Origin of the sequence: Streptomyces sp. JH14, from assembly GCF_029428675.1 — a bacterium.
Taxonomy (GTDB): Bacteria; Actinomycetota; Actinomycetes; order Streptomycetales; family Streptomycetaceae; genus Streptomyces.
In genome coordinates, this window is record NZ_JAJNEL010000001.1 from 1778001 (window position 1) to 1800991 (window position 22991).

General features: G+C 66.0%; 23 protein-coding genes and 1 pseudogene. 16 read left to right on the forward strand and 8 right to left on the reverse strand.

The genetic code is table 11. From position 1 onward, the window contains the following. Positions 1-1708 precede the first annotated feature (1708 nt). Positions 1709-2557: a LysR family transcriptional regulator gene (locus LRD69_RS08025; protein ID WP_277325864.1), complete on the reverse strand. Its 849-nt coding sequence runs from the start codon at positions 2555-2557 to the stop codon at positions 1709-1711. A 93-nt stretch (positions 2558-2650) separates the two neighbouring features. On the opposite strand from LRD69_RS08025, the gene LRD69_RS08030 reads away from it, so the two are divergent. Next, on the forward strand, positions 2651-3526 hold the full coding sequence (locus LRD69_RS08030; RefSeq protein ID WP_277325865.1) for an NAD(P)H-binding protein: 876 nt from the start codon (positions 2651-2653) through the stop codon (positions 3524-3526). A gap of 253 nt (positions 3527-3779) precedes the next feature. On the opposite strand, the gene LRD69_RS08035 is transcribed toward LRD69_RS08030, so the two are convergent. Next, complete coding sequence (locus LRD69_RS08035) at positions 3780-4061, reverse strand: hypothetical protein (RefSeq protein WP_277325866.1); 282 nt, start codon at positions 4059-4061, stop codon at positions 3780-3782. A gap of 335 nt (positions 4062-4396) precedes the next feature. On the opposite strand from LRD69_RS08035, the gene LRD69_RS08040 reads away from it, so the two are divergent. Together LRD69_RS08040 and LRD69_RS08045 are read left to right on the forward strand one after the other, a co-directional pair. After that, complete coding sequence (locus tag LRD69_RS08040; protein ID WP_277325867.1) at positions 4397-5182, forward strand: hypothetical protein; 786 nt, start codon at positions 4397-4399, stop codon at positions 5180-5182. 222 nt (positions 5183-5404) lie between these two features. After that, positions 5405-5671, forward strand: coding sequence for a hypothetical protein (locus LRD69_RS08045; protein ID WP_277325868.1), 267 nt, complete (start codon positions 5405-5407; stop codon positions 5669-5671). A gap of 44 nt (positions 5672-5715) precedes the next feature. On the opposite strand, the gene LRD69_RS08050 is transcribed toward LRD69_RS08045, so the two are convergent. Together LRD69_RS08050 and LRD69_RS08055 are read right to left on the reverse strand one after the other, a co-directional pair. Beyond that, positions 5716-6045: a hypothetical protein gene (locus LRD69_RS08050; RefSeq protein WP_277325869.1), complete on the reverse strand. Its 330-nt coding sequence runs from the start codon at positions 6043-6045 to the stop codon at positions 5716-5718. Positions 6046-6280: 235 nt separating this feature from the next. Then, positions 6281-6661: a DUF2750 domain-containing protein gene (locus tag LRD69_RS08055; protein WP_277325870.1), complete on the reverse strand. Its 381-nt coding sequence runs from the start codon at positions 6659-6661 to the stop codon at positions 6281-6283. Between the two features lie 289 nt (positions 6662-6950). Between LRD69_RS08055 and LRD69_RS08060 the strand changes: the two genes are divergently transcribed. The 3 genes from LRD69_RS08060 (at position 6951) to LRD69_RS08070 (ending at position 10166) form a co-directional block, all read left to right on the forward strand. Continuing rightward, positions 6951-7289, forward strand: a complete 339-nt coding sequence (locus tag LRD69_RS08060) for a hypothetical protein (protein ID WP_277329663.1) — start codon at positions 6951-6953, stop codon at positions 7287-7289. Positions 7290-7291: 2 nt separating this feature from the next. Beyond that, entirely contained in the window at positions 7292-7621 is a 330-nt protein-coding gene (locus tag LRD69_RS08065) for a DUF6233 domain-containing protein (protein WP_277325871.1), read from the forward strand. An 829-nt stretch (positions 7622-8450) separates the two neighbouring features. Then, entirely contained in the window at positions 8451-10166 is a 1716-nt protein-coding gene (locus tag LRD69_RS08070) for a PIN-like domain-containing protein (RefSeq protein ID WP_277325872.1), read from the forward strand. A gap of 874 nt (positions 10167-11040) precedes the next feature. Here LRD69_RS08070 and LRD69_RS08075 read toward each other — a convergent pair. Both LRD69_RS08075 and LRD69_RS08080 read right to left on the reverse strand, forming a co-directional pair. Next, on the reverse strand, positions 11041-11562 hold the full coding sequence (locus LRD69_RS08075; RefSeq protein ID WP_277325873.1) for a hypothetical protein: 522 nt from the start codon (positions 11560-11562) through the stop codon (positions 11041-11043). A gap of 344 nt (positions 11563-11906) precedes the next feature. Next, a pseudogene (locus tag LRD69_RS08080) lies at positions 11907-12238 on the reverse strand (transposase family protein); the annotation flags it as partial. 58 nt (positions 12239-12296) lie between these two features. Between LRD69_RS08080 and LRD69_RS08085 the strand changes: the two are divergent. Further along, positions 12297-12569, forward strand: coding sequence for a YrhB domain-containing protein (locus tag LRD69_RS08085; protein ID WP_277325874.1), 273 nt, complete (start codon positions 12297-12299; stop codon positions 12567-12569). Positions 12570-12666: 97 nt separating this feature from the next. Here the strand turns inward: LRD69_RS08085 and LRD69_RS08090 are convergent, their stop codons facing one another. After that, a complete protein-coding gene (locus LRD69_RS08090; protein WP_277325875.1) occupies positions 12667-14157 on the reverse strand; it encodes an AAA family ATPase in 1491 nt (496 codons plus the stop codon). Positions 14158-14476: 319 nt separating this feature from the next. Then, positions 14477-15298: a class I SAM-dependent methyltransferase gene (locus LRD69_RS08095; protein WP_277325876.1), complete on the reverse strand. Its 822-nt coding sequence runs from the start codon at positions 15296-15298 to the stop codon at positions 14477-14479. Positions 15299-15352: 54 nt separating this feature from the next. On the opposite strand from LRD69_RS08095, the gene LRD69_RS08100 reads away from it, so the two are divergent. From LRD69_RS08100 to LRD69_RS08140, 9 genes are all read left to right on the forward strand, one after another. Continuing rightward, positions 15353-16069, forward strand: a complete 717-nt coding sequence (locus tag LRD69_RS08100) for a GntR family transcriptional regulator (RefSeq protein WP_277325877.1) — start codon at positions 15353-15355, stop codon at positions 16067-16069. A gap of 628 nt (positions 16070-16697) precedes the next feature. After that, positions 16698-17006: a hypothetical protein gene (locus LRD69_RS08105; protein WP_277325878.1), complete on the forward strand. Its 309-nt coding sequence runs from the start codon at positions 16698-16700 to the stop codon at positions 17004-17006. After that, complete coding sequence (locus LRD69_RS08110) at positions 17003-17215, forward strand: hypothetical protein (RefSeq protein ID WP_277325879.1); 213 nt, start codon at positions 17003-17005, stop codon at positions 17213-17215. Before LRD69_RS08105 ends, LRD69_RS08110 begins: the two co-directional genes overlap by 4 nt. Then, complete coding sequence (locus LRD69_RS08115) at positions 17205-18083, forward strand: hypothetical protein (RefSeq protein WP_277325880.1); 879 nt, start codon at positions 17205-17207, stop codon at positions 18081-18083. The genes LRD69_RS08110 and LRD69_RS08115 overlap by 11 nt, the downstream gene beginning before the upstream one ends. Continuing rightward, complete coding sequence (locus LRD69_RS08120) at positions 18083-18421, forward strand: RRQRL motif-containing zinc-binding protein (RefSeq protein ID WP_277325881.1); 339 nt, start codon at positions 18083-18085, stop codon at positions 18419-18421. The genes LRD69_RS08115 and LRD69_RS08120 overlap by 1 nt, the downstream gene beginning before the upstream one ends. After that, positions 18418-19953: a hypothetical protein gene (locus tag LRD69_RS08125; RefSeq protein WP_277325882.1), complete on the forward strand. Its 1536-nt coding sequence runs from the start codon at positions 18418-18420 to the stop codon at positions 19951-19953. The genes LRD69_RS08120 and LRD69_RS08125 overlap by 4 nt, the downstream gene beginning before the upstream one ends. Positions 19954-19955: 2 nt before the next feature. Next, complete coding sequence (locus LRD69_RS08130; RefSeq protein WP_277325883.1) at positions 19956-22043, forward strand: hypothetical protein; 2088 nt, start codon at positions 19956-19958, stop codon at positions 22041-22043. Between the two features lie 274 nt (positions 22044-22317). Next, the gene (locus LRD69_RS08135) at positions 22318-22737 is read left to right on the forward strand and encodes a hypothetical protein (RefSeq protein WP_277329664.1); all 420 of its coding nucleotides are present in this window, start codon (positions 22318-22320) and stop codon (positions 22735-22737) included. A gap of 14 nt (positions 22738-22751) precedes the next feature. Further along, entirely contained in the window at positions 22752-22925 is a 174-nt protein-coding gene (locus tag LRD69_RS08140) for a hypothetical protein (protein ID WP_277325884.1), read from the forward strand. Positions 22926-22991 lie beyond the last annotated feature (66 nt).

The following is a 22991-nucleotide window of genomic DNA, read 5'->3' on the forward strand; positions in this document are numbered from 1 at the left end:
CCATCTCTAGCTCGTACCGGGATACTCCCGCCGCCTCGGCGTGCGCGGTCAGTGCGGCCTGGAACCGTTCGGCGACCTCGCGCCACGCGGCCTAGCCTAGCTCTACGCAAATCGGTCAGCGACGTCTGGAGCAGCCTCGCCCGTGCCATCGGGAGCTCTGGCGGTCCAAGGGCGGTGGACGGGGTTGCTGTACTTCGTTGCTGTACCGCATGCCCTGGCCGCGCTTAGCGTGGTGGCGTGAACTTCAAGCCGGAGGTCGAGAGACACTGCGAGAGGTGCGGAACTACCTTTCCTGGCAACCGGATCGGTCGCCCTAAGCTGTACTGCTCGCGTAAATGCCAGCGGGCTGCGGCAAAGGAGTACTACGGCGTTCGAGGCACCGCGCCGTCGTCTTGTGCTCAGTGCTCCGTGGCGATCAAGCAGCCTACATCTGGGCGTTTGCGGCATTTCTGCTCGGATCGATGCCGAAAGGCGTGGGGCACGGCCAACGGCAGGCAGATCGATCCTCTTGTTCGACAGTTCATACGAACCGGAGAAGCTGCAGGCAAGCTGACCCACGCCCACATAATGGGCAACATTCACCTGACACGCCGTCACACGCAAGAGGTCCGAGCAACCGTTCTGGCGCTACTGGACCTGCTGGATCAAGCCCATGATCTTGCTGGCAAGGCTGAACTGATTCAGCTCATCGAGACTCTACGAGACCGCTGGGATGATCCCCGGCCCGGTGACACGGGCCTGTAGGCGTCTTGAACAGCCACGACTTTTTGCCTCGGACGAAACCATGGCGTCAACTTGGTCGGCAGACAGCGGGGAGCCATCATCTTTTTGTCGTTCCTGCGCCCAAACTCCTTCAATGGAGAGCTGGGCCATTTTGCTGTCTGGGCCGCTGCTCCTCGCTGAAGGAGTAGTGGCCCTCTCTATGTTCGGGAGGGCTTGGAGCAAGGGGCCCGCCCGCGGATGTGGAGTCGCGACGGGCGAGCCCAGGGACCTGGAGGCCCGTAAGTGACAGTGACCGTTGGCGCGGTACCCATGGCGATCTTCATAGTGGCGTGCTTTGTTGCCTACCTGGTGTTTCGGCATTCGTCGCGAGATGCGCATGGGGCGCCTATACGAGGCGACCTAGGAGCTGCGATTGCTGCCGCTGGCATCGTCGTAACCGCTCTGGCTTGGCTACTTGGCGCGCGAGGGGGCTCTGGAGACGAGACATCCAGGCCTCAGGACGGGGTACCTGCTGTCTCGCAATCCCCAACGCCTCGAAGTAGTGAACCACTCGTGCAGCAGCCTCGCTGAAGGGCGGTGAGGACTCAATGGCCGAGTCAAGGCGGCAGATGGCGCCGGTGGACTGCAACTGGCGCGCCCTGACGACCTTGCCGGCCAAGACTTCGACGCCGTCCACCCCATTCGCGGCGAGATCGAGCAGAAGGCCACCGCCTAGGAAGCCGGTGGCCTTCTGCTCGACCGGTGTACCTGTCACCTGCGCTGATGGTCCGCAGCCGTCCGCGCTCGTCCGCTGTTGTTCGCTGGCGTCGTCACGCAGTTACTGAGGATTTCGTGTTGTCGTCGGGTAGTGACGGTTGATGATCCCTGCGATATGCCCTTGGTGTGCGTTATCCGGAGGGCGGGGGCCTTACCGCTGAGCGTCGGGCATTTCGTGAGGGGATCCGGCTCCAGGCCGGTCGGCGGTTAGCGGCGGGTGAGAGCACCGCTATCCGTGCGCTGCGCCCACCGATGTCGCTGTGCGGACCAGCGCCGCAGTTGCCCTGGAGCGGGACTGTTGGGGCCAGGCGATCGACAAGGTGGCCGGGGGCGCGTCCGGGACCTCGCGGTACCTGATGCCCGGGCGCGGGTATCGGCGGCACACGGATTCCGGGAGCACGGTGACCACGTCTCCGAGTTCGACGAGCTTGAGCAGTTGGGCGAGGTCCTGGATCGCGTACCGGTCGACGATCGTGTCGAGGTAGCGGGCCAGACATCCCTGAGTGTCCTGCTCGGTGGGCGGGAGACCGAGGTCGGCGAGAGTGATGCGGTCCCTGGCGGCCAGCGGGTGGTTGGCCGGGAGGGCGGCCAGGCGGCGTTCGACAGTCACCGGCTCCGTGTCGAGGCCGGTGCGGTCGAACGGTTCGTAGATCAGGGCCGCGTCGGCTTCGCCCCGGCGCAGCAGGCTGGGCTGGTCGCGCCAGCCGGAGAGTCGGATGGTGACCGGCTCGGCCGAGGGTTCGGCGGCGTACCGGGCGAGGATGGACTCCAGCAGGCCCCCGTCGCCGTCGGCCTTCACGGCGAGCACCAGCTTCGGCTCGGCCGCGCGTTGTGCCCGGCGCCCGGCTGCTTGAAGGGCGTCCAGCGCGGTCCGCGCCTCCGCGAGCAGTACGGTGCCGGCCGGGGTCAGCGTGACGCTGTGCGTGGTGCGTTCAAAGAGGGTGATGCCCAGCTCCGCCTCGAGGTTGCGGATGGCGCGCGACAGCGGAGGGGCGGAGATGCCGAGGCGCTCTGCTGCGCGGGCGAAGTTGAGTTCTTCGGCGACGGCGACGAAATAGCGCAGCGGGCGGGACTCCACGGCCTGGCACCTCCGTTTGGTATGTCCCTGAGGGTAACAAGCGGGATCCCTGCGATCCTTCCGTTCTGCCGGGCCGGATCAGATGCTTCTTCCATGATTGTCATCACCACTCCCACCGGCCAGATCGGCCGACAGGTCCTCGACGCCCTGCTCGACGGCGAACAGCCGGTCCGCGTGATAGCCCGTGACCCTTCCTGGCTTCCCGCCCGGGCGCGCAAGCGGGTCGAGGTCGTCCCCGGCTCGCACGGCGACCTCGATGTCGTCATGGAAGCGTTCGCGGGCGCCGACAGCGTGTTCTGGGTGGTGCCTCCGAACTCCCGGACAAACAGCATCGAAGGCCACTACCTGAACTGGACCCGCCCCGCGTGCGAGGCGATCACCCGTCACGGCGTCAACCGTGTCGTCGCCGTATCGACCATGGGCACCGGGATCGAGAAGAACGCCGGGCACCTGACGGCGTCCGTGGCCAAGGACGAGCTCATCAGGTCGACGGGGGTGAGTTTCCGGGCGCTGCGGGCGGCGGCCTTCATGGAGAACCTACTCATGCAGGTCGAGGCAATCAGGAACCAGGGCACGTTCTTCCTCCCGGCCGTGGCGGACCGGGTGCTCGCGACGATCGCCACCCGCGACATCGCCGCGACGGCCGCGCGGCTGCTGCTCGACGACTCCTGGAGCGGGCAGGACGGCGTCCCGCTGGTCAGCCCCGACCGTATCTCCCCCAACGGCATGGCTCGGATCATGTCCGAGGTGCTCGAGCGGCCGGTCCGCTGCCAGCAGGTCCCCCTCGACGCGTACAAGGAGACGGCTCTGAGCCGTGGGGCGAGCGAAGCCTGGGCACGGGGCCTGGTCGACATGGCCGCAGCCCAGATCGACGGCGCGTATGACGCCGAGCACCACTCCGCGCAGCCCTCCCCCACCGGTTTCCGCGAGTGGTGCGAAAAGGTGCTCAGGCCGGCTGTTCTGGCCTGAGCCGCAGCGGACGTCGGTCTCGGTGTGGCAGCGGCGGCTCGGTCGCCAACCGGATCCACTTCGCTGTCGAGGCGACCGCCGCCACCGCCGAGACCGACGGCCACTTCAGGAGTTCGAGCCGCGCTCCGCACGGCCTGCGGGATGTGGTTCAACTAGGCGGCTTAGGATCGGTACTTGACCGCCTCGCGCCGCTGTCGTCTGCCGACGTTGATGTCATCTGGTGATGTCAGCCGTGGGGGAGGATCCGGGGCCATCAGTGGCGGAAGCGCGCGGTGTCGCCTTCGACGTGGATGAGGAAGTCTTCGATCGTCTCAGAGCCGGGGACTGCGATCAGGGCCAGCTTGAGAGCATCGACAGCTTCCAGGGTCCTGATGATCTCGTCCTCGTCGCTATCGTCGCTCTCAACGGCTCTGGTCCATGCTTCCACGGTGGGTCGCAAAGGCTCCCAAGCGGAAGTCGGCCTGAAGCGACATTCAAACCACGGCTGGGCTACCTGGTCGAGCACAAGGGTGCCAACGTGCACGTCCCCCTGCATCAACCACCATGATCGACTCACAGCCCGTCCCTTCTCACGGCTGGCAGCACTGTAGGACCTGAGCTTGGGAATCACCGGGCCTTGGGCCCCCATCGGAGAGCTGACCGGCGGGAACGGATACCAAGGGGAACACCAGGAGCTCGTCTTAGCACCCGTGGTTGACCGTGGTTCCCCGCCCTGTCGGGCACGGATCGGGCACATGGTCCCGGCCGGGCAAGAGCACGCATGGGCACGGCACGCGTGTCGACGGGCGAGGCCAGGGACACGCCCCAGCCGATCTGGCGGTGTCGAGACCCGCGCCTTCGGGGTGGCTCTCGGCACGCTTGAATGTGAGGGTGACGAAGTGGGGCCGCCCATACGTACCCCGGACCGACGAGCTCGTACCCGTGCTCCTGGATCAGGTGGAGGCAGGGGCCGGTAGCGAGGGCGTGTGGCGCGAGCTATGGACCATGCTGTGCATCGAGGGCGAGACCCTCGTCCCAGGGAGTCTCGCCGCACTGCCACGTCTGGTCGCGCTCGCCAGGGCTGAAACACAAGCGCTGGAGATGGCCGGGGCGATCGTGCGCAGCGCGATGACGGACGACCAGGGCGAGCGCATGTTTATGGAAAGCCCCGACGTCATCGCGGAGCTTCGGGAACTGGTGGACCGGCGTCTCCGGACGTGTCCGGCCGACTATGTCTGGGGCTTCCGTACCCTTCTCGCGATTGAGGGGCAGTTCCACTGGAGTGCCGCCCTTGGTGACTTCAGCGACGACTTCTACAGGGTGGCCTGTCCGCACTGCTCCCTGACCGTGACCATCGCCATCAGCGGATACGGGTGCTACTCGGCCTACCGGGACTGGGACGCGGGCGATGTCGATAAGCGCGACCTGCGGCCGGCGTCCGTTGCGGAGCTCGACGGCATGGGGCGGTGGATGTACGACCTCGCGGTCCGGGACGGCCAAGACCGGCTGGCCGAGGGGGTGACGTACCTATTCGGCCGCGCGGAGTGCCCACGCTGTGCCAGCGTGTTTCGCATAGCGGATGAGTACGCAGCCGCCAACCTCCCGCCGACGCTTTCATCCCTGTGTTCGGGGGATACGCACCCAGCTTGGAAGACGCAGTATGCGGACCGCGGCTGACCTGGCAAGGCACTGACCTGGGCCGGAGCGTGATCAGCGCTGCTGTTCCCCGTGAGTCCCCGCTGCGTCCCGCCGGCACGGGCACGCAGCGGGCACGTGGTCCCGGCCGGGCAAGAGCACGCATGGGCACGGCACGCGTGTCGACGGGGGAGCGTGACAGACTTGGTTCCCGACCTGCGGTCAGGTCGCCGACCGACTGGTGATGTCAGGTTGGATGGCCGTATGGAGCGTGTCGAGGCTGAGCTGTTCACGGACGGTGGCAACAACGCAGTGGTGCGCCTGCCCGGCCGTCGCTCCCCTGGTGTACTGATCCAGGGTGACTCCCTTTCCATCCTCCGGGCCGACGTCGCTGAAGTGGTGGAGGCCTTCGACCAGGGTGACGTGGCTGGAGCCCGCGAGACCGCCTGCCTTCTCCTGGACGGCCTCGACGCGCTGCTCGCGCGCTACACCGCTGCGCTGGAAGCGCACGAGATCCCTCGGCCGTACTGACTTCGCGACGAGGCCTCTGGTGCGAGCATGCAACGGGCACGCTGCTACACGTCGCGGAGGACGTCACGCAGCGCGTCAGCTTGGAGATCGAGTGCCCGACGCATCGCGTAGCCCGTGTGCGCAGTGTGTGAGCCAATTTCCTGCTCCTCGGGAGCTGATCCACCGAGTGACAGCCTCGTGGCTACGTACTCCTCGCCTGAGTAGGTGAGTACCAGGAAGACCTCCACAGCCAGATCGTTGCGTCGGTATTGGACTCTGACCACCGCCGGGTAGGCATCGCCGGAATGCTCAACCGTCGGACCGACGCATCCAAGGTCCTCACGTAGGAAGTTCAGCCTCGCGCTTGCCTCGTCAGCGAAGGTCTTCAGACGCATGTCCATGATGGTTGAGTATCGGCGCACACAAGCGTTTTCGGCAGGGGCCGAAGCGGCTTGGGGAACGAGTGGCGGCGCTCCGGTAGCCCTAGTTTGGAAGACCACGTACGTGGACGCCCGCTGAGCTGTGAGGTCGCTGACCTGGCGGGTAGCGGCTACGCCGCCGTGGTTCCCCGTTGTTCCCCGCTCATCTCCAACCGATCGGGCACGAATGGGGCACGCACGGGTCGCTCGCCTAACCGGAGGTCGGTGCTGGCCCGGGGGAACATTCGCCGAGCGCGTGGGTAAGGCGATTGATCACCTCGGGGACGGTGAAGCTCCATCCGACCAACCGCGGGCCCGACCAGTTGATCCCGACGAGCAACTGTTCGTCGGCCAGGTCAGGAAGGTCGACATTGCGCCAGTAATCCAACGTCAGAGACTCGACTCGAAGGTTTCCACCCCAGAGCTCGGCTGCTCGTTTCGCGCGTGCGGCTGTGGACCAGAACGGAGCTGATCGCCGTCCGCTGGAGTCCATCGGGGCAGGGCTGCCGGCATCGTCGCGTACGAACCAAACCGTCCGCTCGCGCGCGACGTCCCGGAAGAATGCAGCTGCTTGGGCACCGCTCTGGCTCACGGCTCCAGAGAGTAGCAAGCGCACGAGAGGGCGCGTGATCAGTACTTCTGGTATTGAACCGCCCCTCCGGCGGAGTGCAGCATCGCTCAGCAACATGCCGGTGAGCTGCGCGGTTGTGGGCGTCATTGGTCGTTGGCGGTCAGCGCCGGCTCCCCTCGGACGGCCCACAGACGGCCCGGAAGAAGGCCAAGCAGTACCTGTGCCACGGTCGGGCGCGGCAGTTCCTGTGGGACACCAGGCGCGCCGCTCGCATCTCAAAATCGAACACGCGTACCATTCGCGTGTGCCCATGTACGACTTCCCCGAGGACCTGCGCGACGCCCAGCTCGCGCTGCACCGGACCCGCGCCGCATACGAGCAGTACGCCGCCGGCCTGCCGTGGTCGGCCGAGCCGATGCCGGGCTGGGAGGGCGAGAAGCAGCCGTACACCAGCTTCCGCTCCGGCAAGGCGGACAGCCCCGGGTACACGGCGGAGCAGGCCGCGGACGTGGCCCGCTATCAGGCGGAGCTGCTCCGGCTGAGCACCCAGGTGGCCACCCACGCGTACTGGGCGACGCTCGACCAGGGTGTGGTGGACGCCCGGATGGTGCTCAAGCGCGCCCATGAGACCGCTGGCGAGGCGGTGTAGCCGTGCCCGATCCGGGGTCGATATCCCGACTGGACAAGCTCCGGGCTCTTGAGGAGTGGCTGGACTGGCAGCTGCGCCAGACCCGGAACCGGGTCCGCGAGCTCGAGGTCCAGGAGCGGCAGGAGCAGCAGCGCCGGGAGCGGGCGAGGGCCGAGCTGTCGTGGAAACTCCAGCCCCAGCAGTCCGGCGGTCCTGCGCTGCTGCACCGCGGTGGCTGCGCGGCGTACACCGCGCAGATGGGGTTCATCAACCGCGAAGAGGCGATCATCGCGATGAACGAGCCGGACATCGAGCCGTGCCCGGTCTGCACTCCGCAGACGGGCCTGGGGTAGGGCCGTACAGACCGCTCCGGATGCCTGCGTCCAACACAGGTCGCACGCTGGGTGCGGGGAGTTGCTAATCGAGGTCGCGCGGCCCGTCCATTGCTACCTGGTCGACACCCGCTTCAGGAGTTCGCCCAGCGTGCCACCCTTGCCGCGCTCACCCCCGCTTCGTCAGTCGAGCAGGACCGCCCGGAGCTGCATGTGTCCGCCCCCGTTGATGTCAGGCGTGGATGTCAGCCCTGCAGGTCGGGGTCACCGCTAGCGCTTCTTCCGGAGCTTCCGCATCTTCGCGTCGGCCTCCTTCTTCTTTCGCTGCGCCACCCCGTACGCAGACCACGGCCCCTGATGCTTGGCGCAGCGCGAGGTGCCCACGACGGCCTTGTTCTGGCAGCGCCTCCCGCTTTGAGTGGGAGCCCCGCACTTCGACTGAGTCATCTACCCCTCCCGCGTCCGGCATCGACAACGATCGGACGCTGGAATGATCCGCCCACCGGCCGCACCCGGGAAGGCGCAACCAACGAGGACGGAAGCACGGACGGCACACAGCTCCTGAAGCCGTGTCGACTTCGACGTCGGGGTATCTCTGATCTGCACAGATACCCAGGGCTGGACCAAGGCCATTGGGCTCACGCGCTATCCACGCACGGTCGGCGCTCTCCGCTTCCTCCCGGTGGACGGGTGTAGCTACCAAGTGGGCTACCTGTGTTGAGGCAAAACGCGCAGATCGGGCATGTTCGCATGATGGAAGAAGAAGTCCTCCTCGCACCGGCGTGCTCCGCTTCAGCGCCGAGGGGGGCACCAGCCCTCAGTGTGTAGCCGACGGCGCTAGGCTGCGGCCGTGGAGCATGATGAGACACCTCAGACTAGTGACACAGATGGTGCGGGGCACCGAGGGATCTTCGACGGTTTTTCCGGCTTCGTCACTCCCACGGTTGAGGACTGGAAGACGGTTCTACGTAGTGGGCTCGTGGTCGTTGATACCAACGTCCTGCTAAATCTCTACCGTTACAACCAGGATGCGCGAGCGTCGCTTCTGGCTGCTCTGCAGAACCTTGGGTCCTGTTTGTGGGTTCCGCATCAGGTCATGAGTGAGTTCTGGAGCGGCCGCGAAGGTGCCATCGATGATCCGCGGAAACAGCTCGAGGATTCCGAGATCGCCCTCAAGAAGGGATTGCAGAGCTCCCTGGAGGGTCTGAGGCGGTGGGCCAACCGTGTCTCATTGGATCGATCGCAAGTCATGCAGCTTGAAACGAAACTTACGACTGCCTGCGATGAGGTCCTCGCGAAGATGGTCGGTGTAGTTGACATCGGCGAGCAGGAGATGGCGAAAGATACATCAAAAGATAAGGTGGTCGCCTCGCTTGCGACCTTGCTCGACGGAAAGATTGGAGCTGCACTAGAGGCCAAGATCCTCGCTGAGGCTGTAGCTGAAGGTAAGCGTCGGGTGCACGAGAAGATCCCGCCCGGATATATGGATAAATCCAAGACGACCCGAGGCGATGATTCCGAAGCCGGCGATTATCTCGTTTGGCTGCAGCTCATCTTGGAGGCCAAGAAAAGAGGTACGGATGTCCTCCTCGTAACCGGTGATATAAAGGAGGACTGGTGGCGGACGCGAAATAAGATTCCGCTTGGCCCGCGAAATGAACTTGCGGAGGAGCTTCTCCGCGAGGCGGGTGTTCGATTGTACATGTTGCGGCCCGAAGGGCTCCTTTCCTATGCTCGGGACTTCCTTGAGGTCGAAGTCACAGAAGACTCTCTGCAGAACGTGGAGATGGTCGACGCTCAATCTACGCGGGATTCGGTATTCCGCGACCTCGTCGACCTAATGGAGGTCGACCCATCCGGCGCCGCCTTGGGTGCATGGCGTGAGGTCGAAGGCGCCGTAGAGAGGGCCTTTCCGGACTACGTAAAAGGTGGCCCACGGTTCTCTCCATTCAGGCGAGTGCGGCACTTGGGTAATTATTCGGGTGTTTCGTCAGATGTCGTGAGGGCAATTCGAGAACTTCAGGAGATTAGAAACAACCTCGTGCACGCAAGCGGTTTTGAGTTCACTGAGGAGGGTATTCGCACCTTCCTGGAAAGGGCTAAGGGAATCGTCGACGCCTTGGCTTTGGCTGGCGCACCCGGTTTCCAGGCCGTGCGATTTGAGCAGGCCGTCCTCGAGGCGATCCGAGGGATGGGGTTCGACGCTGCAATTCCCACCGGAGGTGGCCGTGAATTCGACATCGCGGTTCGGGAAGGGGAGAACTCTGACTCTTATGTATATGTTCAAGTTAAGTATCTTTCGGACGGAGAGTTTTCCGCGAGGCGCCTGCGTGAGCAGGTTGGGTTGCTAGCCTCGGCATCCGCTGACGTCGCATCGGTAATCGTCGTGACGAATGCAGATTTGAGCAACCGAGCTCGGGAATTTAATTCGACAATTGACTCATCATCAGGGATCGATGGGCGCCGCCTGGAGATCGTTCAGTGGAATGGTTCAGAAGATGACCCACTGCTGATGCGGGCTCTTGGAAGGGCTATGCGTAAGGCGGGCCCTTCCGAATCAGAGTGATGAGCGTTCTGGGAGGGCTGCAACTCATGCCCCACGTCCACCACTTCCCCCGGCTCCCATCCACCACGACGCTGCCCGCAGACGCCCACGGGCCCCCTCCATCCCGGAGCTTGAGCGCCCCCGCCGGAGGCATGCCCCTGAGCCGCGCCTCACGCACACGCCCCGAGCGCCCCGTGGTTCACCCGCCCATCAATCCGAGGCGTCAGGCGTGCGGCCGGGCCGGAGCGGGGCGAAGACCGGAGCGGTGGCCCGGACGACGGGCCGCACGTGCCACGCCGTGCGCGGCGGGCGCCGTGATGAAGTAGAGAAAGTTCTACCGCGCTCGCTGACGCCGATGGCGAGCCGCTGTGGGCGAGTTGTTCACAACACCCCCAACTCGGTGTCAGGCCGGCATTGGATGCAGGCCCCGGATTCCATCGGCGAGAGCGGCAATGGCCTGCTCGCGGGTGATGGCGTGCTGGCGCTTCGCGGCGGCGTAGCACCCGCCGGATCAGCGAAGTCGCGCAGCGCCTGACTACCCGAGTATCCCGAGCTCATAGATGGCCCGCGTGACGGGCGAGCGGGAGGACGCACACACGCAGGCGACATCGATTCGCTGAGGCCGGCAGATTTACAGTTCGCGGCACGCACGGCTCTGACCGCGAACGGTCGCTGCAATCCAGCGGGCTACCCCACGCCCGCCCCGCATCAAGGGCGATGCAAAACGGCCAACTCGTCGATCAACCGGTCATCCACGCCTTGGGGGTAGGCCTCCCTGACCAGGTCCAATCCCGGTTCCATCGCTCCCAGAGCCGCGGGAAGTCCGCTGCAGTCGCGGCCGTGATGGCACACGCGCCACTGACACGCGGTTGAACCAATCCTTGGGCGATCGGATTCAGCTGTCCAACAGGCGTCGGCAGTGCACGGTGAAGGTAGCCACGGCTTCGTGGCTACGATCTCTGTGATCAACTAGCTCGCTTAGGGAGACCGACCACTCTGAGGGAAGCGAGACTTGTCCTTCCCTTGTGGCTACGGCGAAGTTGAGACTGTTCGCCCATGTGTATAGCTCTGTAATGAGCTCACCAGCTTCGTTGGACGCTTCTTCCGGGCCTTCAAGAGCAACCAGGCTCTCGGCTTCGCCCAGCCTGTGCACTACCTCACTGAACTGTTCAGAGAGAGCAGCAGAGGACGGGTCACGGGCTTCGAAAGCATCCTGCGCGTTGGTGCCTAGCCTGAGAGCTTCAGAAGCTTGCATCACAAGCTGACTGTAGGCGTCTCGCCGCTGCTGGCGACGCCAGTACTCATGTTGGTTCCGTCTCTGGTCTTTCCCGGTCAGTCGAGCGGCCCCCAAGGTGCCCGCGACGCCGATCAGTCCCCCGACCGCCGCTCCCACTAAGCCTGCTATGCCCTGATCCATGGCAGTAGTAAAGCTCACTGCATCTGCTCATGGAACTAGATCAGCCTGCTCTGGCCCCGAGCGCCACAAAGGCCCATTCGCGATCATGCGAATGGGTCTCTGACCTGTGTCGGGTGGCGGGATTTGAACCCACGACCTCTTCGTCCCGAACGCGATCGCGTGCGCAAGTGTCCTTGTGTGTCTGCCATTTGGCCTGGGACGACGCGAAAGTTTCTGCCCGTAGTCGTTCACGGGAGTACGGGGAAGGCTGCTGTCGTTGGCCCCCGGTTGGCCCCGTCGACCGTCCGCCAGTGACACCGCCGCTACACGGACTGCTGGTGGTGCACGCATTACAAGTTGCCGGCCAGGGTGCCGTCAACAATCAGCACGGTGTCCTTCGCAAACCGCTTGCGGGGCTGGAGGGCGAGCATCGGCCCGAGGTGATCGATGATCCGGTCCGCCGCCGACTTGGAAACCCCGAACAGCGGGGCCAGTTGGCGCATGGTCAGGTTCGTGCGCCAGTACGCCGCGACCAGCAGTGCCCGGTCTTCCAGCGGCAAGCCCCACGGCAGGCCCCTGCGGACCGCGTCCGCCCCCTCGCGCCGCAAAACCGTCACAGCTTCCCGAACAGGCGGGGGCTCAGCCCGGTGAACAGGGCTATCCAGGACGGCTCCGACGCCGTGATCACACCAGCCACGTGAAGATCATTCCAGGAGGGTTAGGGTGCCTTCGTCGTGTCGACGGACGGGAGACGGATGATGGAGCAGGACGAAGCCCTGAAACTCGCGGTGGCGTTCCTCGCACAAAGCCAGCGCGACGACGAGCCGCCCCTTGCGATCGACGCCGAGCGCGTCCGCGAGAGCAACGGGCTCCTGATCGTGCCCTACAACTCCCTGCAGTACCTCGCCTCGCGCGATGTGAGACAGCAGCTGTTGGACTGCTGGCCCATTCTCGTCGATCTAGAAAGCGGAGGCGTGCGGTTCGGGACTCTGGACGAGCGGCATCTGTGGAAAAACCCGCGTACCTGACGGCGCTGTGGCTGCTCGTGACGACACTTACGGGACAGCCCTTAGCCCTCTACGACCCCTGTACGTGGACTCATCGATCCGTAGTCTCGGATCCGCGTCAGCGTTCTTCGGTGTCCGCCTGCAGTGCATGCAGCACGCCCTCTACTAGCGCACTCGCCTGCACCTTGCTTTCCGGGTCCTCGTGCCAGATCTCAAAGGCTACTCGCAGACAATAACGCCAATCGTGACCAGTGCGCTTAGCCAACAGTTGCAACCACCCATGGTGATCGACCCCTAGCATTTCGGCGATGTAGACACTGATCGATTCAATTGAGCAGCTAAGCCGGCGCGCTAGTTCCCCTGGATGACGCGCCGCAAACTGAATTAGTACCTTTTCGGGTGGCTCATTTCCAGGAAGAAAGAGTACACTATTGGATTTCTTGCTTGTTGGAACTTTATTTCGCTGATCACCATCAATGACGGCAACTGAACGCACACGCCTGGAAGACGACAAGGATGTATGCGTAACAATCACGTCACTCCATGATCCCGCCGTGACGATTTCCGCCTCGCTGAGATGTTGAAAATGATATGCCGTGAGGATAAGGCTCAACACTGACGCTGCAGCCTCATCTTCGACGACCAAGAAGAAGCTAAGAGGATGATCTATCCCGAGGGAATCGCGAAGGTCGGCAGCCCGTGATGGCGTCAGGATTACGCTGGAGTTACCCGTTCGGACGCACATGCGGATTACGGAAAGTGGGACCCGCCTCAGGAATTCTGCGGAATGAGTGGCGATCACTACCTGTCGACGCGACGCGCGGGCCAGCGTAGCGATCTCATCAATGAGTGGCGCACGTCCTCGTGGCGCGATATTGGCTTCTGGCTCGTCGAGGAATAGTACAGAGTCTGTGGGTGCGTGAGCGAGCTCCCATCGCAGCTTATGAACGGTCAATTCGCCGTAGCTCATCTGGAATGAGTCGACCCACCGATCCCCTCGCCTGGCTTTGGTATAGGGAAAAATGAGACCTAAATCCGAATCCACAGGGTAGTACGTAACCTCATCGTACGAGACTCCAAGAATTCCTCGGAGGGCGTCCAAATCCCTTCTCTTTTGTACCCACGGTTCGCCAGACCTGCTCCGTTCGATGTTACGGGGGCCAACGTTCTGAAAGAAGATTTGAATGTCAGATGAAACGTCGTAGGCGCCTTTTACCATCGCGTAGAAGTCGTCTTCAGTGTCAGCTCTATCTCTCCAGGCTTTTCCGCTCACACTCAAATCTGCATTGACTTTTACTTCCCGTCCATTGTGTTGAACGGTAAGCAAGCAATGCCCCCCTAGGAAGGCCTCTCCATTTCCCTGAGGGCGGATGATAGGCGGTGCTTCATAGTATCTAGCGCCAGCATGCAGGCTTTCGGCCACCAGCGATAGAAGGGTGGTCTTTCCGGCACCATGAGCACCAGCGACCAAGGTGACCGGAGCAAAGATTACGCTCTGCCCTTCGTAGGGAGATGCTTCACCGAAGCGCACATGCTTCACAAAGACTTCTGGCTGGAAGTTCTCCATTGATTTCCACAGCCGCGCAGAGGCGTGCGGCACATCAGACATGAGTGGCCCTCCCCACTTCCCGGGGCTCAGTTTCCCAGATGTGTTCGCAGCTTGCTGGCTTTAAGCGCAAGGTCGGCAGGGTGGGTATGGCTGGTGGGCCCGCCTGGTCGAAGGTCAAGGACAATCAGGCGCCCACGTTGGTTTGGCGAGTTGGGCAGGCTTGCCGCACGTGGACCTCGAGCGCGGGGCCGATCCGGATGATCACTTGGAGTGCTCGGAGGCGAGCGGACCACCTCGGGTATTGAAGCGACAAACTCCAAGCCCCTCAGGGGCATCCTGGGGCTTCCGGGCGTCTCGGGCTTGTTGTCCAGCGCAGATGTCAGCCAGCGACGGCGGTGGGAGATTTCCCTACGGCGAGTAGGTGTGAACTTGCAGCGAGGAGTTCCGGGTACGCCTCTGCCATCCGTGCTGCCGCCATGGCAGAGGCGATCAGGCCATCTGTCGGCCCCTCGCCCGGCTGTTGCTCGGCTGCCTTCACAAGAGACCATGCGGGCCCTTCGATACCGAAAACCTGAACATCCGTCAGACCGGAGGCAGTCAGCTCAGCCACAAGCTCTTCGGCGCGGTGGAAGTAGGACAGGGCGAACCCTCGTGCCCCGTCGTAGACGGCAGTTTCAAGGATCTTGGAGACGGAGTCATGAATCCGCTCGGTGTGAAGGTGGGCATAGGTGACGTGCTCAAAGAGTGACGCGTAACGGTTGATTGCAGCCGCAGCGATCAGCCCACCCGGCTTCACCACGCGGTGCGCTTCCGCCAGAGCCCTACGCCGGTCGTGGGGGTCGGGAAGGTGGTATAGCGGCCCAAGGAGCTGCACAACATCGAAACTGTCGTCCGGCTCACGCAGATCGCGGGCGTCCCCCACGATCGCTGGGCACACGACCGACGCGCTCTCGACGTGACGGGGCACGGGGTCCACGAGAGTGACTTCGTAGCCGTCCTTCACAAGCCATTCAGCATGGATCCCCGTCCCTCCTCCGACGTCGAGCACGCGTGCCGGCGCGGGGGGCAAGAAGCGTCGGAGGAGCTCCTGAGTCCTGGCCAACTCCATACGCCCGTCTGCCGAGCGACGCAGGCGGCCGTCCTCGTTCACTGTCTCGCCGTAGAACCGCATGACGGAGGGAGCCAATTCGAGATTCGACATAGTCGCAGTATCCTGTGTACCGGTGGACCAGTCCAGTGCGGAATAGGGGAACCCATGGCCGTTCTGAAGTACGAAGAGATCGCCGAGTCTCTGCGCGCCCGCATCGCTGCTGGTGAGTTCGCCCCCGGCGCCACCATCCCGTCCGGCCGCGACCTGGCCGAGCAGTGGGACGTGTCACGGGCCACTGCCATCAAGGCCGTGGACGTGCTGCGCAACGACGGCGTGGTCGTCGCCAAGCAGGGCACCGGTTTCGTGGTCACGGAAACACCCGTGGCGCGTCCTGCCGGCACCCGCCGAGCAGGGTCAGCGCGCATCTTGGGTGGGATGCCATTCCTGCGCATCGGTACGCCCGACTGGGCAGAGCCTCCCGCCCGCGTCGCCGTTGCGCTCGGCATCTCTCCCGGAGTGCTGGCGCTCCGACGCATCCGCGTCCTCCAGCTCCCGGATGGGGCTCCGCATAGCTGTGTGGAGGCATGGTTCCCTCCGGAGATCGCGGAGGCGGCACCCCGCCTTGCTGACACCGCCCCCATCGCCGAAGGCACGACGCGCTACGTCCGCCGACAGACCGGACGATTTCCGACCGAAGGAGTAGACGTCACCACCGTGCGCCTCGCTACGGACACGGAGGCCGACCGCTTGGACCTGCCACCGGCTTCTCCGGTCGCCGTGCTCCTTCACACCGCGCATGACCAAGAAGGTCGCCCATTGGTCTGCGAGGAAGGGGTCACTCCCTCATCGCTTTTCGAGCAGATGGACACCTACGCGATGTAGGCAAGCTGGCAAACGGAGCTGGACCGGTCCGCCGGTCCAGCTTTTTTGATGCCCTGTCATGTCGCCTGACCTGCGCGTAATCGACTCGCCGTCCTCCAACTCCAATTTCGGCGCTTGACTGGACCGGTCCACCGGTCCAATCTGTAGATGCGCCACCACCCCTCAGGGGGCGGAGAGGTGTTGTTCAGCCTGTTTGACCTGCACGAACGCACAAGGCGGGGACGCTGCAATCCCGCTAAAGGCCAGGTAGGACGCAATGGGCTTCGGCCCGACTGGCGAGGTGGCCCGGCGACCGCGAGCAACGGCCGGAGAGTGGGGACGCGATCCCCCGTGCAGTGCTTGACCACGTTGTCCGACACCCGGAAGGGGTCCTGATGAGTCGCCGAAGAAGATGGGCGCCGTTCGTGCTGGACCGGTAGGAACGGCCCGCCCCTCGCGTCATCGCTTGACCTGGCTTTCAGTGGCCGGTTGCCTCCCCCGCCCGTCCGGCCCCTGGGGTCGTACGGGCGGGGTCGAGGGGAGCCGGAGATCACTCTTCCCGCTTCACCCATAGACGGCGTGCGGCCCCGGTGCTCGAACACCGGGGCCGCTGTTTGGGCCGTCCCACCGCTGAAGGAGTACACGACCCATGAAGACCATCGTTGCTGGTCGCGAGCCTGTTACCCCCACTGAGTTCATCGAGCTGGCTCTAGGGATCGATCTGGAGCTGTTCACCGGTTCTGCCACGGAGTCCGCGGTGGAGCGGGCGGCGCGGCTGGACGTGGCGCACGAGGTGCTCGCAGAGCTCCGTGAGAGCGACCCGGAGACCGCGGCGTACGCGGAGAGTCTGCTGCGGACGCTCCCGCTGAAGCAGCCGCGCCCGTCCGGCCGGCGTCCCCGCCGTGCGGTGCGCCGTCCGGTGAAGGGCTGCACCGCTCGTACGGCGGTCGCCGCATGAGCGCCCCGCTGTCCGGCCTGTGGGCGTGGTGGCTGCGATACGGCGGGGCCTTGCTGGTCGCGGCGTGCGTCGTGTCGTGGCTGGTGCCGTTGCCGCCGTGGGCCCGGTTTCTGTGGAACCTGCTCGTCGCCGTCGGCTGCTTCCACCTGATGGCCCTGCACCAGTCGCACCGATTCCGCGGTGGGGACGGGGATCGTGATGAGGCGTAAGACGAGTGCTGCCGAGCAGATCGCCGCGCTACAGGGTCTGCAATCGGGCCTGACCAAGGTGCTTGTGGCGGTTGCGGTGGTCGCGCTGGCGTTCACCGCGACGAACGTGACGCTGTTCGCGATCGACCACCACATCAGCGTCTGGATCGCCTGGCTGCTCGACCCCATGGTCGCCGTCGCTCTCGGGGCGGTCCTGATTGTGGACGGCCGACTGTCCGAACACGGGGTGCACCCGTCCGGATGGGCCACCGGGCTGCGCTGGTTCGCGGGGCTGGGCACGTGGCTGATGAACTGCTGGGCATCCCTCTGGCCCGCGGCCACTGCCTTTGGTGTCCCGCGGGAAGTGGACCCGGCCGGTCTCGTCCTCCACTCGATTCCACCGGTCCTGTTGATCGTTCTCGCTGAGGCGATCACGTTCTACCGGCGCGCGATCCTTGATCGAATCGCCGTCCTGCGCGATCAGGTGGATGCCGTGGTGGAACGGGTGGAAGCCCCGCCCGTCCACCCCGCTTCCACCCCGGCATCCACCCCACCCGCCGTCACCGCCCCGGCTGCGCCGGCGGTGGTCGGTCGGAAGGCGTCGCCGCTGGTCATCTGCGGTGGACACCGGGTGTTCCCCCTCGCCGTTCCCCCTGCTTCCACCCAGGGCGGTGGGAACGGCCGGGAGGCGGTGAAACTGCCTGCCGATGAGGCTGCCCGGATCATCCGGGAGTGTTGGGTGGAAGGCGTCACCATCCCTGCCGCGGCGGTCCGTTCCACCCGTTCCACCTCCTACGTCCACAAGGTCTACAAGCAGCTCGAAGAGGACGGCGTGACCCGCCGCCCGCACCTCGTTCCGGTGCCGGAGAGCACGGGGGTGGCGCTCTGATGGCCACGGTTCCGGACTACCGGTGGCGCATGGCTCCGGAGGGTCTGGCGACTCGCCGGCAGCTGCGCGAGTTGGGGCTGCGGCCCGGCGGACAGGACGTTGCCGCGGAACTGCAGCGGCCCCGTCGGCGCCGTGGCCCGCTGGTCGCTTACCTCTACCGCATCGACCGGGCCAAGCCCGTTCGCCCGATGACTCCGGCCCGTACTGCTGCTCTCGCGACGGCGATGCGGGCTCGCCGGACCTGCCCCAACTGCCGTGCGGACGCCGGGTACTGCATCCCGCGGTCGCTCGGCATGTGCGTCACCTGCGATGACATCCGAAGGGAGCGTTCAGCATGACGGAACTCAGCACCGAACCGATCGCCGAAACCCCGCCCGCACCGGCCACACCGCCCCAGGACGGCCCCGCTCCGGCGCCGGCCGAGGCCACTGTGGAGCACACGGCGGGCGGTTGGCCCGTGGTCCCGATCGCGATGACTGGCGCCAACTCCACCGTGACGGCGCTGGCCGCGGCTGCTCTGGCCGGCGGGCCGATCGCCGCCGCGGTCGCCGCGACCGGCGCATGTGTTCTCGGTGTCGCTGCCGCAACCCGCAACCACCGGGCCCACCGCAAGCACGCCACCGGCCGCACCAATCGTGCCGCGACCTCCTATGGCGGCCGGACGGGCCGCGGAACGGGCGGCGTGCATGGCGCGGCCTCCCGCGGAACGAGCGGAGGATCCGCGAAGCACGCAGGTCGCAGCAGCTCGCGCACCAGTTCCACCCCGGGCGTGCCGCACCAGCGCAAGATCGCCAGCAATCGGGCCGGAAAGGCCGCCGGTCACGCCTCCGGGAAGCCCGCCCGACAGCACGGCCCGGGGCGTGCTGGAGAGGTGAAGGCGCTGCGGGCGTCGGCCCGGCAGGCGACCCCGTCCAGGGCGGCACGGAGGGCCGAGACGGCCGGAGCGCGGCGTGCCGTGGCGGATGCCCGCCGGGGTACCAAGACGGCAGCGCGGACGGCGTCGCTGGCCCGGAAGGGGCCGATCGGCCTGTCCGTGGGCAAGGCCGCGGGCCGGGTCGGTGCGGCAAAGGGTGCGGTGATCGACCGCACCCGGGCCGCGCGGGACAGGCGGGCGGCCGACCAGGTCGCCGGGCAGCGGGGCACCGTTCGCAAGGCACCGGCCCGGAAGAAGGCCCGTAAGGCGCTGTGGCGGTCGGCTGCCCGGTTCCAGGGCCGTCGACTGCGCGCCGCCCTGCTCGCCGGGGTTCTGGGGCTGGTCGGCATGTTCACCACCCCGCTCGGTCGGAAGCTCGGCTGGGCCTGGCTGATGTACCCGGGGCGTCGTCTCTACGCCCGCATGACCCGCACCGCCGAGGAACAGCGCCACCAGCGGGACGGCGCGATACGCGTCGTCCTGCAGGACGACGAAGCCGCCGCCGACACGGAAGCGGCCGACAACGGTGCCGACCAGGTCGGCGACACGGCGGAGCGCCCGGCCGGGCTGACGCCGGCGGCACCCACCACTAGTGCGAGTGAGGGAGAGAGCGTGTCTGGTTTCCGGTTCGAGGAGTACGCGGCGGAGATGGAATCCGCAGCTGGGCAGTACGACCCCGAGAACGCCATGGAGATCCTGGCCATGGTCGAAGGGCTCCCGGCCGCGCTCACCAGCGTGGCGAACGTGATGAAGGTCCTCGCGGAGCGGGCCGATTCGGAGTTTCCGCTGGAGAAGGACGTCGCCGACGGTTTCAACGACATCTTCGGCGCCGTCATGTCGGCCGTGGCGGTCGCCGAGGACATGGGCCCGCTGTTCCGCCAGTCCCACGAGCAGGACATCGCCCGCCACGAGGACCCGCGCAACGGGCCCGAGGCCGAGAAGGGATGGAACGTCTGATCATGGCCACCAACACACAGGCCAGCACCGGGCCGGTGTGGGACTGGGCTGCCGGTCACGGACCCGTGACCGGCGCCATGTCCGCCACCACCGGATGCCTCGCCGTCGCCACCACCGGAGCAGCCACCGGCATGCCCCCCGGCTGGGCCCTCGCCGTCGGCGCCGCCGGCGCCCTCGGCCACACCATCTCCAGCCTGCGCGAACGCCTCTCCGGCCGCACCATCGCCATGAGGTCCGCCTCCTGGCTCATCGGCGCCGGGTGGACCACCTGGGCCATGACCACCGGGCCCCTGACCTGGGCCGCCCTCGGATCGCTCGCCACCATCGGCGTCGGCATGGGCGCGGCCGCCCGCTCCACCCTCCTGTATGAGGAGGCCCGGGAGTTGGAGGCCATTGCGCAGGCTGAGCGACAGGTAGCCCGCGAACTGTCCGCCGAACGCCGGGCGATCGCCGCGGAGTGGGTGGACCGGGTACAGCGGGTCTGCAACATCACCCTGCGGATCCTCGCGGTGGAAATCTGGCCCACCGGCACCGGCTTCACCATCGACGCCGAACTCCCCCCGGGTGGCACCACCTACGACCGGATCGCTCAGCACTCCGCCGCGCTGTCCGCCGATGCCCGTCTGCCGCACGGCTGCACCGCGGTTGCCTCGCAGGGCATTCACCAGGGTCGGGTCCTGATCGACGTGACCACGGTCAACGTCCTGTCCGAGGAGCGCACCTACCCGTCCGACTACACCCCGTTGTCGATCTACACCGGTATCCCGTGGGGCTACCGCACCAACGCGGAGGAGATCTGCGTGTTCCTGCGCGAGCAGTGCGCGCTGGTCGTGGGCCCGACCGGGTCGGGGAAGACGAACATGGTGCACGTCATCCTCGCCGGGTTCGCCCGCACCACCGATGTGTTGACCTGGGTGATCGACCTGAACGCCGGATCGGCCGGCCTGCCTTGGGTCCGCCCGGCGCTGGACGCCAACGGGGCGCCGGTCGACGGGGTCCGGCCGGGTATCGACTGGCTCGCCTCGACCTATGAGGAAGCAGTGCTGATGCTCGACGCGGCCTTGGCGGTCGGGCTTCGCCGGAAGGTCGCCTATCAGGATTTGATGGCGGAGCGGAACACTGATCAGTTGCCGATCAGCGCGAAGATTCCGCAGATCATGCTGGTCGTCGACGAGGGTGCGGAGATCCTGACCAGCACCGACCGGCGCATGAAGGAACTCGCGAAGAAGATCCTCGAAGTGATCCGGATGCTGCGGGCCATGGGTGCGCGGACCGTGCTCACTGCATTGGGCGCCACCGGCTCCGTCCTCGGCAACCTGATGATCCGCCGCGAGGCCAAAGCCCGGGTCTGCCTCACCGGGGGCGAGGTCGAGGGGATGGACCTGAGCAAGGTCTTCCCTGGTTCTCGCGGGCTGCGCGTGGATCAGGCTCCGTATAAGGGTGCTGGGTTCATGGGGACACCGGAGTCTGCGGCGGCCCTGTTCAAGAACTGGCGGATCCTGCCCAACCAGATCCGCGACATCGTGATCGCCACCTCCGACATGCACCCGCAGCTCGATGACGTCTCCCGCAAGGCCGCGGGCGACGCCTACGCCTCGCGGTGGGATCCGGAACGCACGGCATGGATGCGGGACACCACCCACACCCCGGCCACCGACGCCCCGGCGCAGACGGCCGGGAGCACCGGCGGGCTGAACCTGTCCGCGCTCCGGGGCGATCGGGAGTCCGCTGAGGAAGCGCTCGCCCGGAAGTTCCGCGAGCAGATCGACGCCGAGTTCGCGACCTTCGCCGAGCCCGGAACGACCACCGAGCAGCCGACGTCGGGCGGGCTGAACCTGTCCGCGCTCCAGAACGAGGACAACGCAGCACGGCAGGCCGCCCTCTCCCTACTGCTCGCCGCCGGACCGGACGGAACCGGCGCCTCAGCCATCGCCCGGGCGCTCGCCGACGAACACGGCACCACGCGGCAAACCGTCGTCGGCTGGCTCAAGACGTGGACCGAGGACGGCACCGCCGTCCGCGTCGGCACCGGCACCAAAGCCCGCTACGTCCACTGCCACCACGCCCCCGACTACCCGTCCGAGGGCTGAGCGCCTGTCGCTTGTCGCCACCGGCACGAGAAGGGCCCTGGGCCCTCTGTGCGGACCGAAAACGGCTTGTGACCTGCAAGGCGACAAGCGACAAGCGACAAGCGACAAGGCACACGACAAGCCAGACGACAAGCGACACGACAAGTCAGCGCGGGCGGTGCCCCTTCACATCACGGGGTGCCGCCCCCGCTGCTGAAGGAGCCCCGTCGTGCATGACACCGCGTACGAGATCACCTCCACAGGCCGCCGCTCCGACGGCACCACGACCTATCTCATGGAGACCGCGGGTCTGGTGATGCTGCCCTCGGAGATCCCGCCCGGCGTCCAGGTGGTCACCCTGCCCGGCGGCATACGCACCCTCGCCTACACCCAACCGCCCGCCCCGGCCGCACCGCCGGTGCCGGTCGTGCAGCCGATCCCGACATGGGCCAAGACCACCGCCCTGCTGACGCCGACGATCGGCGGAGGCATCGCCGCCGCCGGGATCGGACTCTCCTACGCAGCCCCGGGACTGATCGCCATGAGTCAAGCTCTCTGGTCTGCCGTTGCCCTCATCGCCGCCGCGGCCATCGGTGTTCCTGTCCTTCTTCGCCTCGGACGCGCCGCGACCGGCACCGGCACGACGCACATCACGCAGAACATCACCGCGAGCGGGATGTTCGGCAAGGCCCACGGCACCATCAACCACCACTAACCCAGGGTGCAGTCGTGCCGCTCCTGGACTGGCGGGACGCCCGCCACTTCGACGCCGCCCGGAACCTGCCGTGCGTGCTCTGCGGCAAACCCACCCCGATGCGCTCCCATGACCGCGAACCGGTCCACAAGGTGTGCGCCGAGGACTGGTGCGACCAGAACCCTCGCTCCAACCGCTTCCACAACTGACCGAGGGCAGCCCCTGTCTCACGCCAATGATCTGGGGCCGCCCTCGTCTGCCAGTGCCTCTCACAG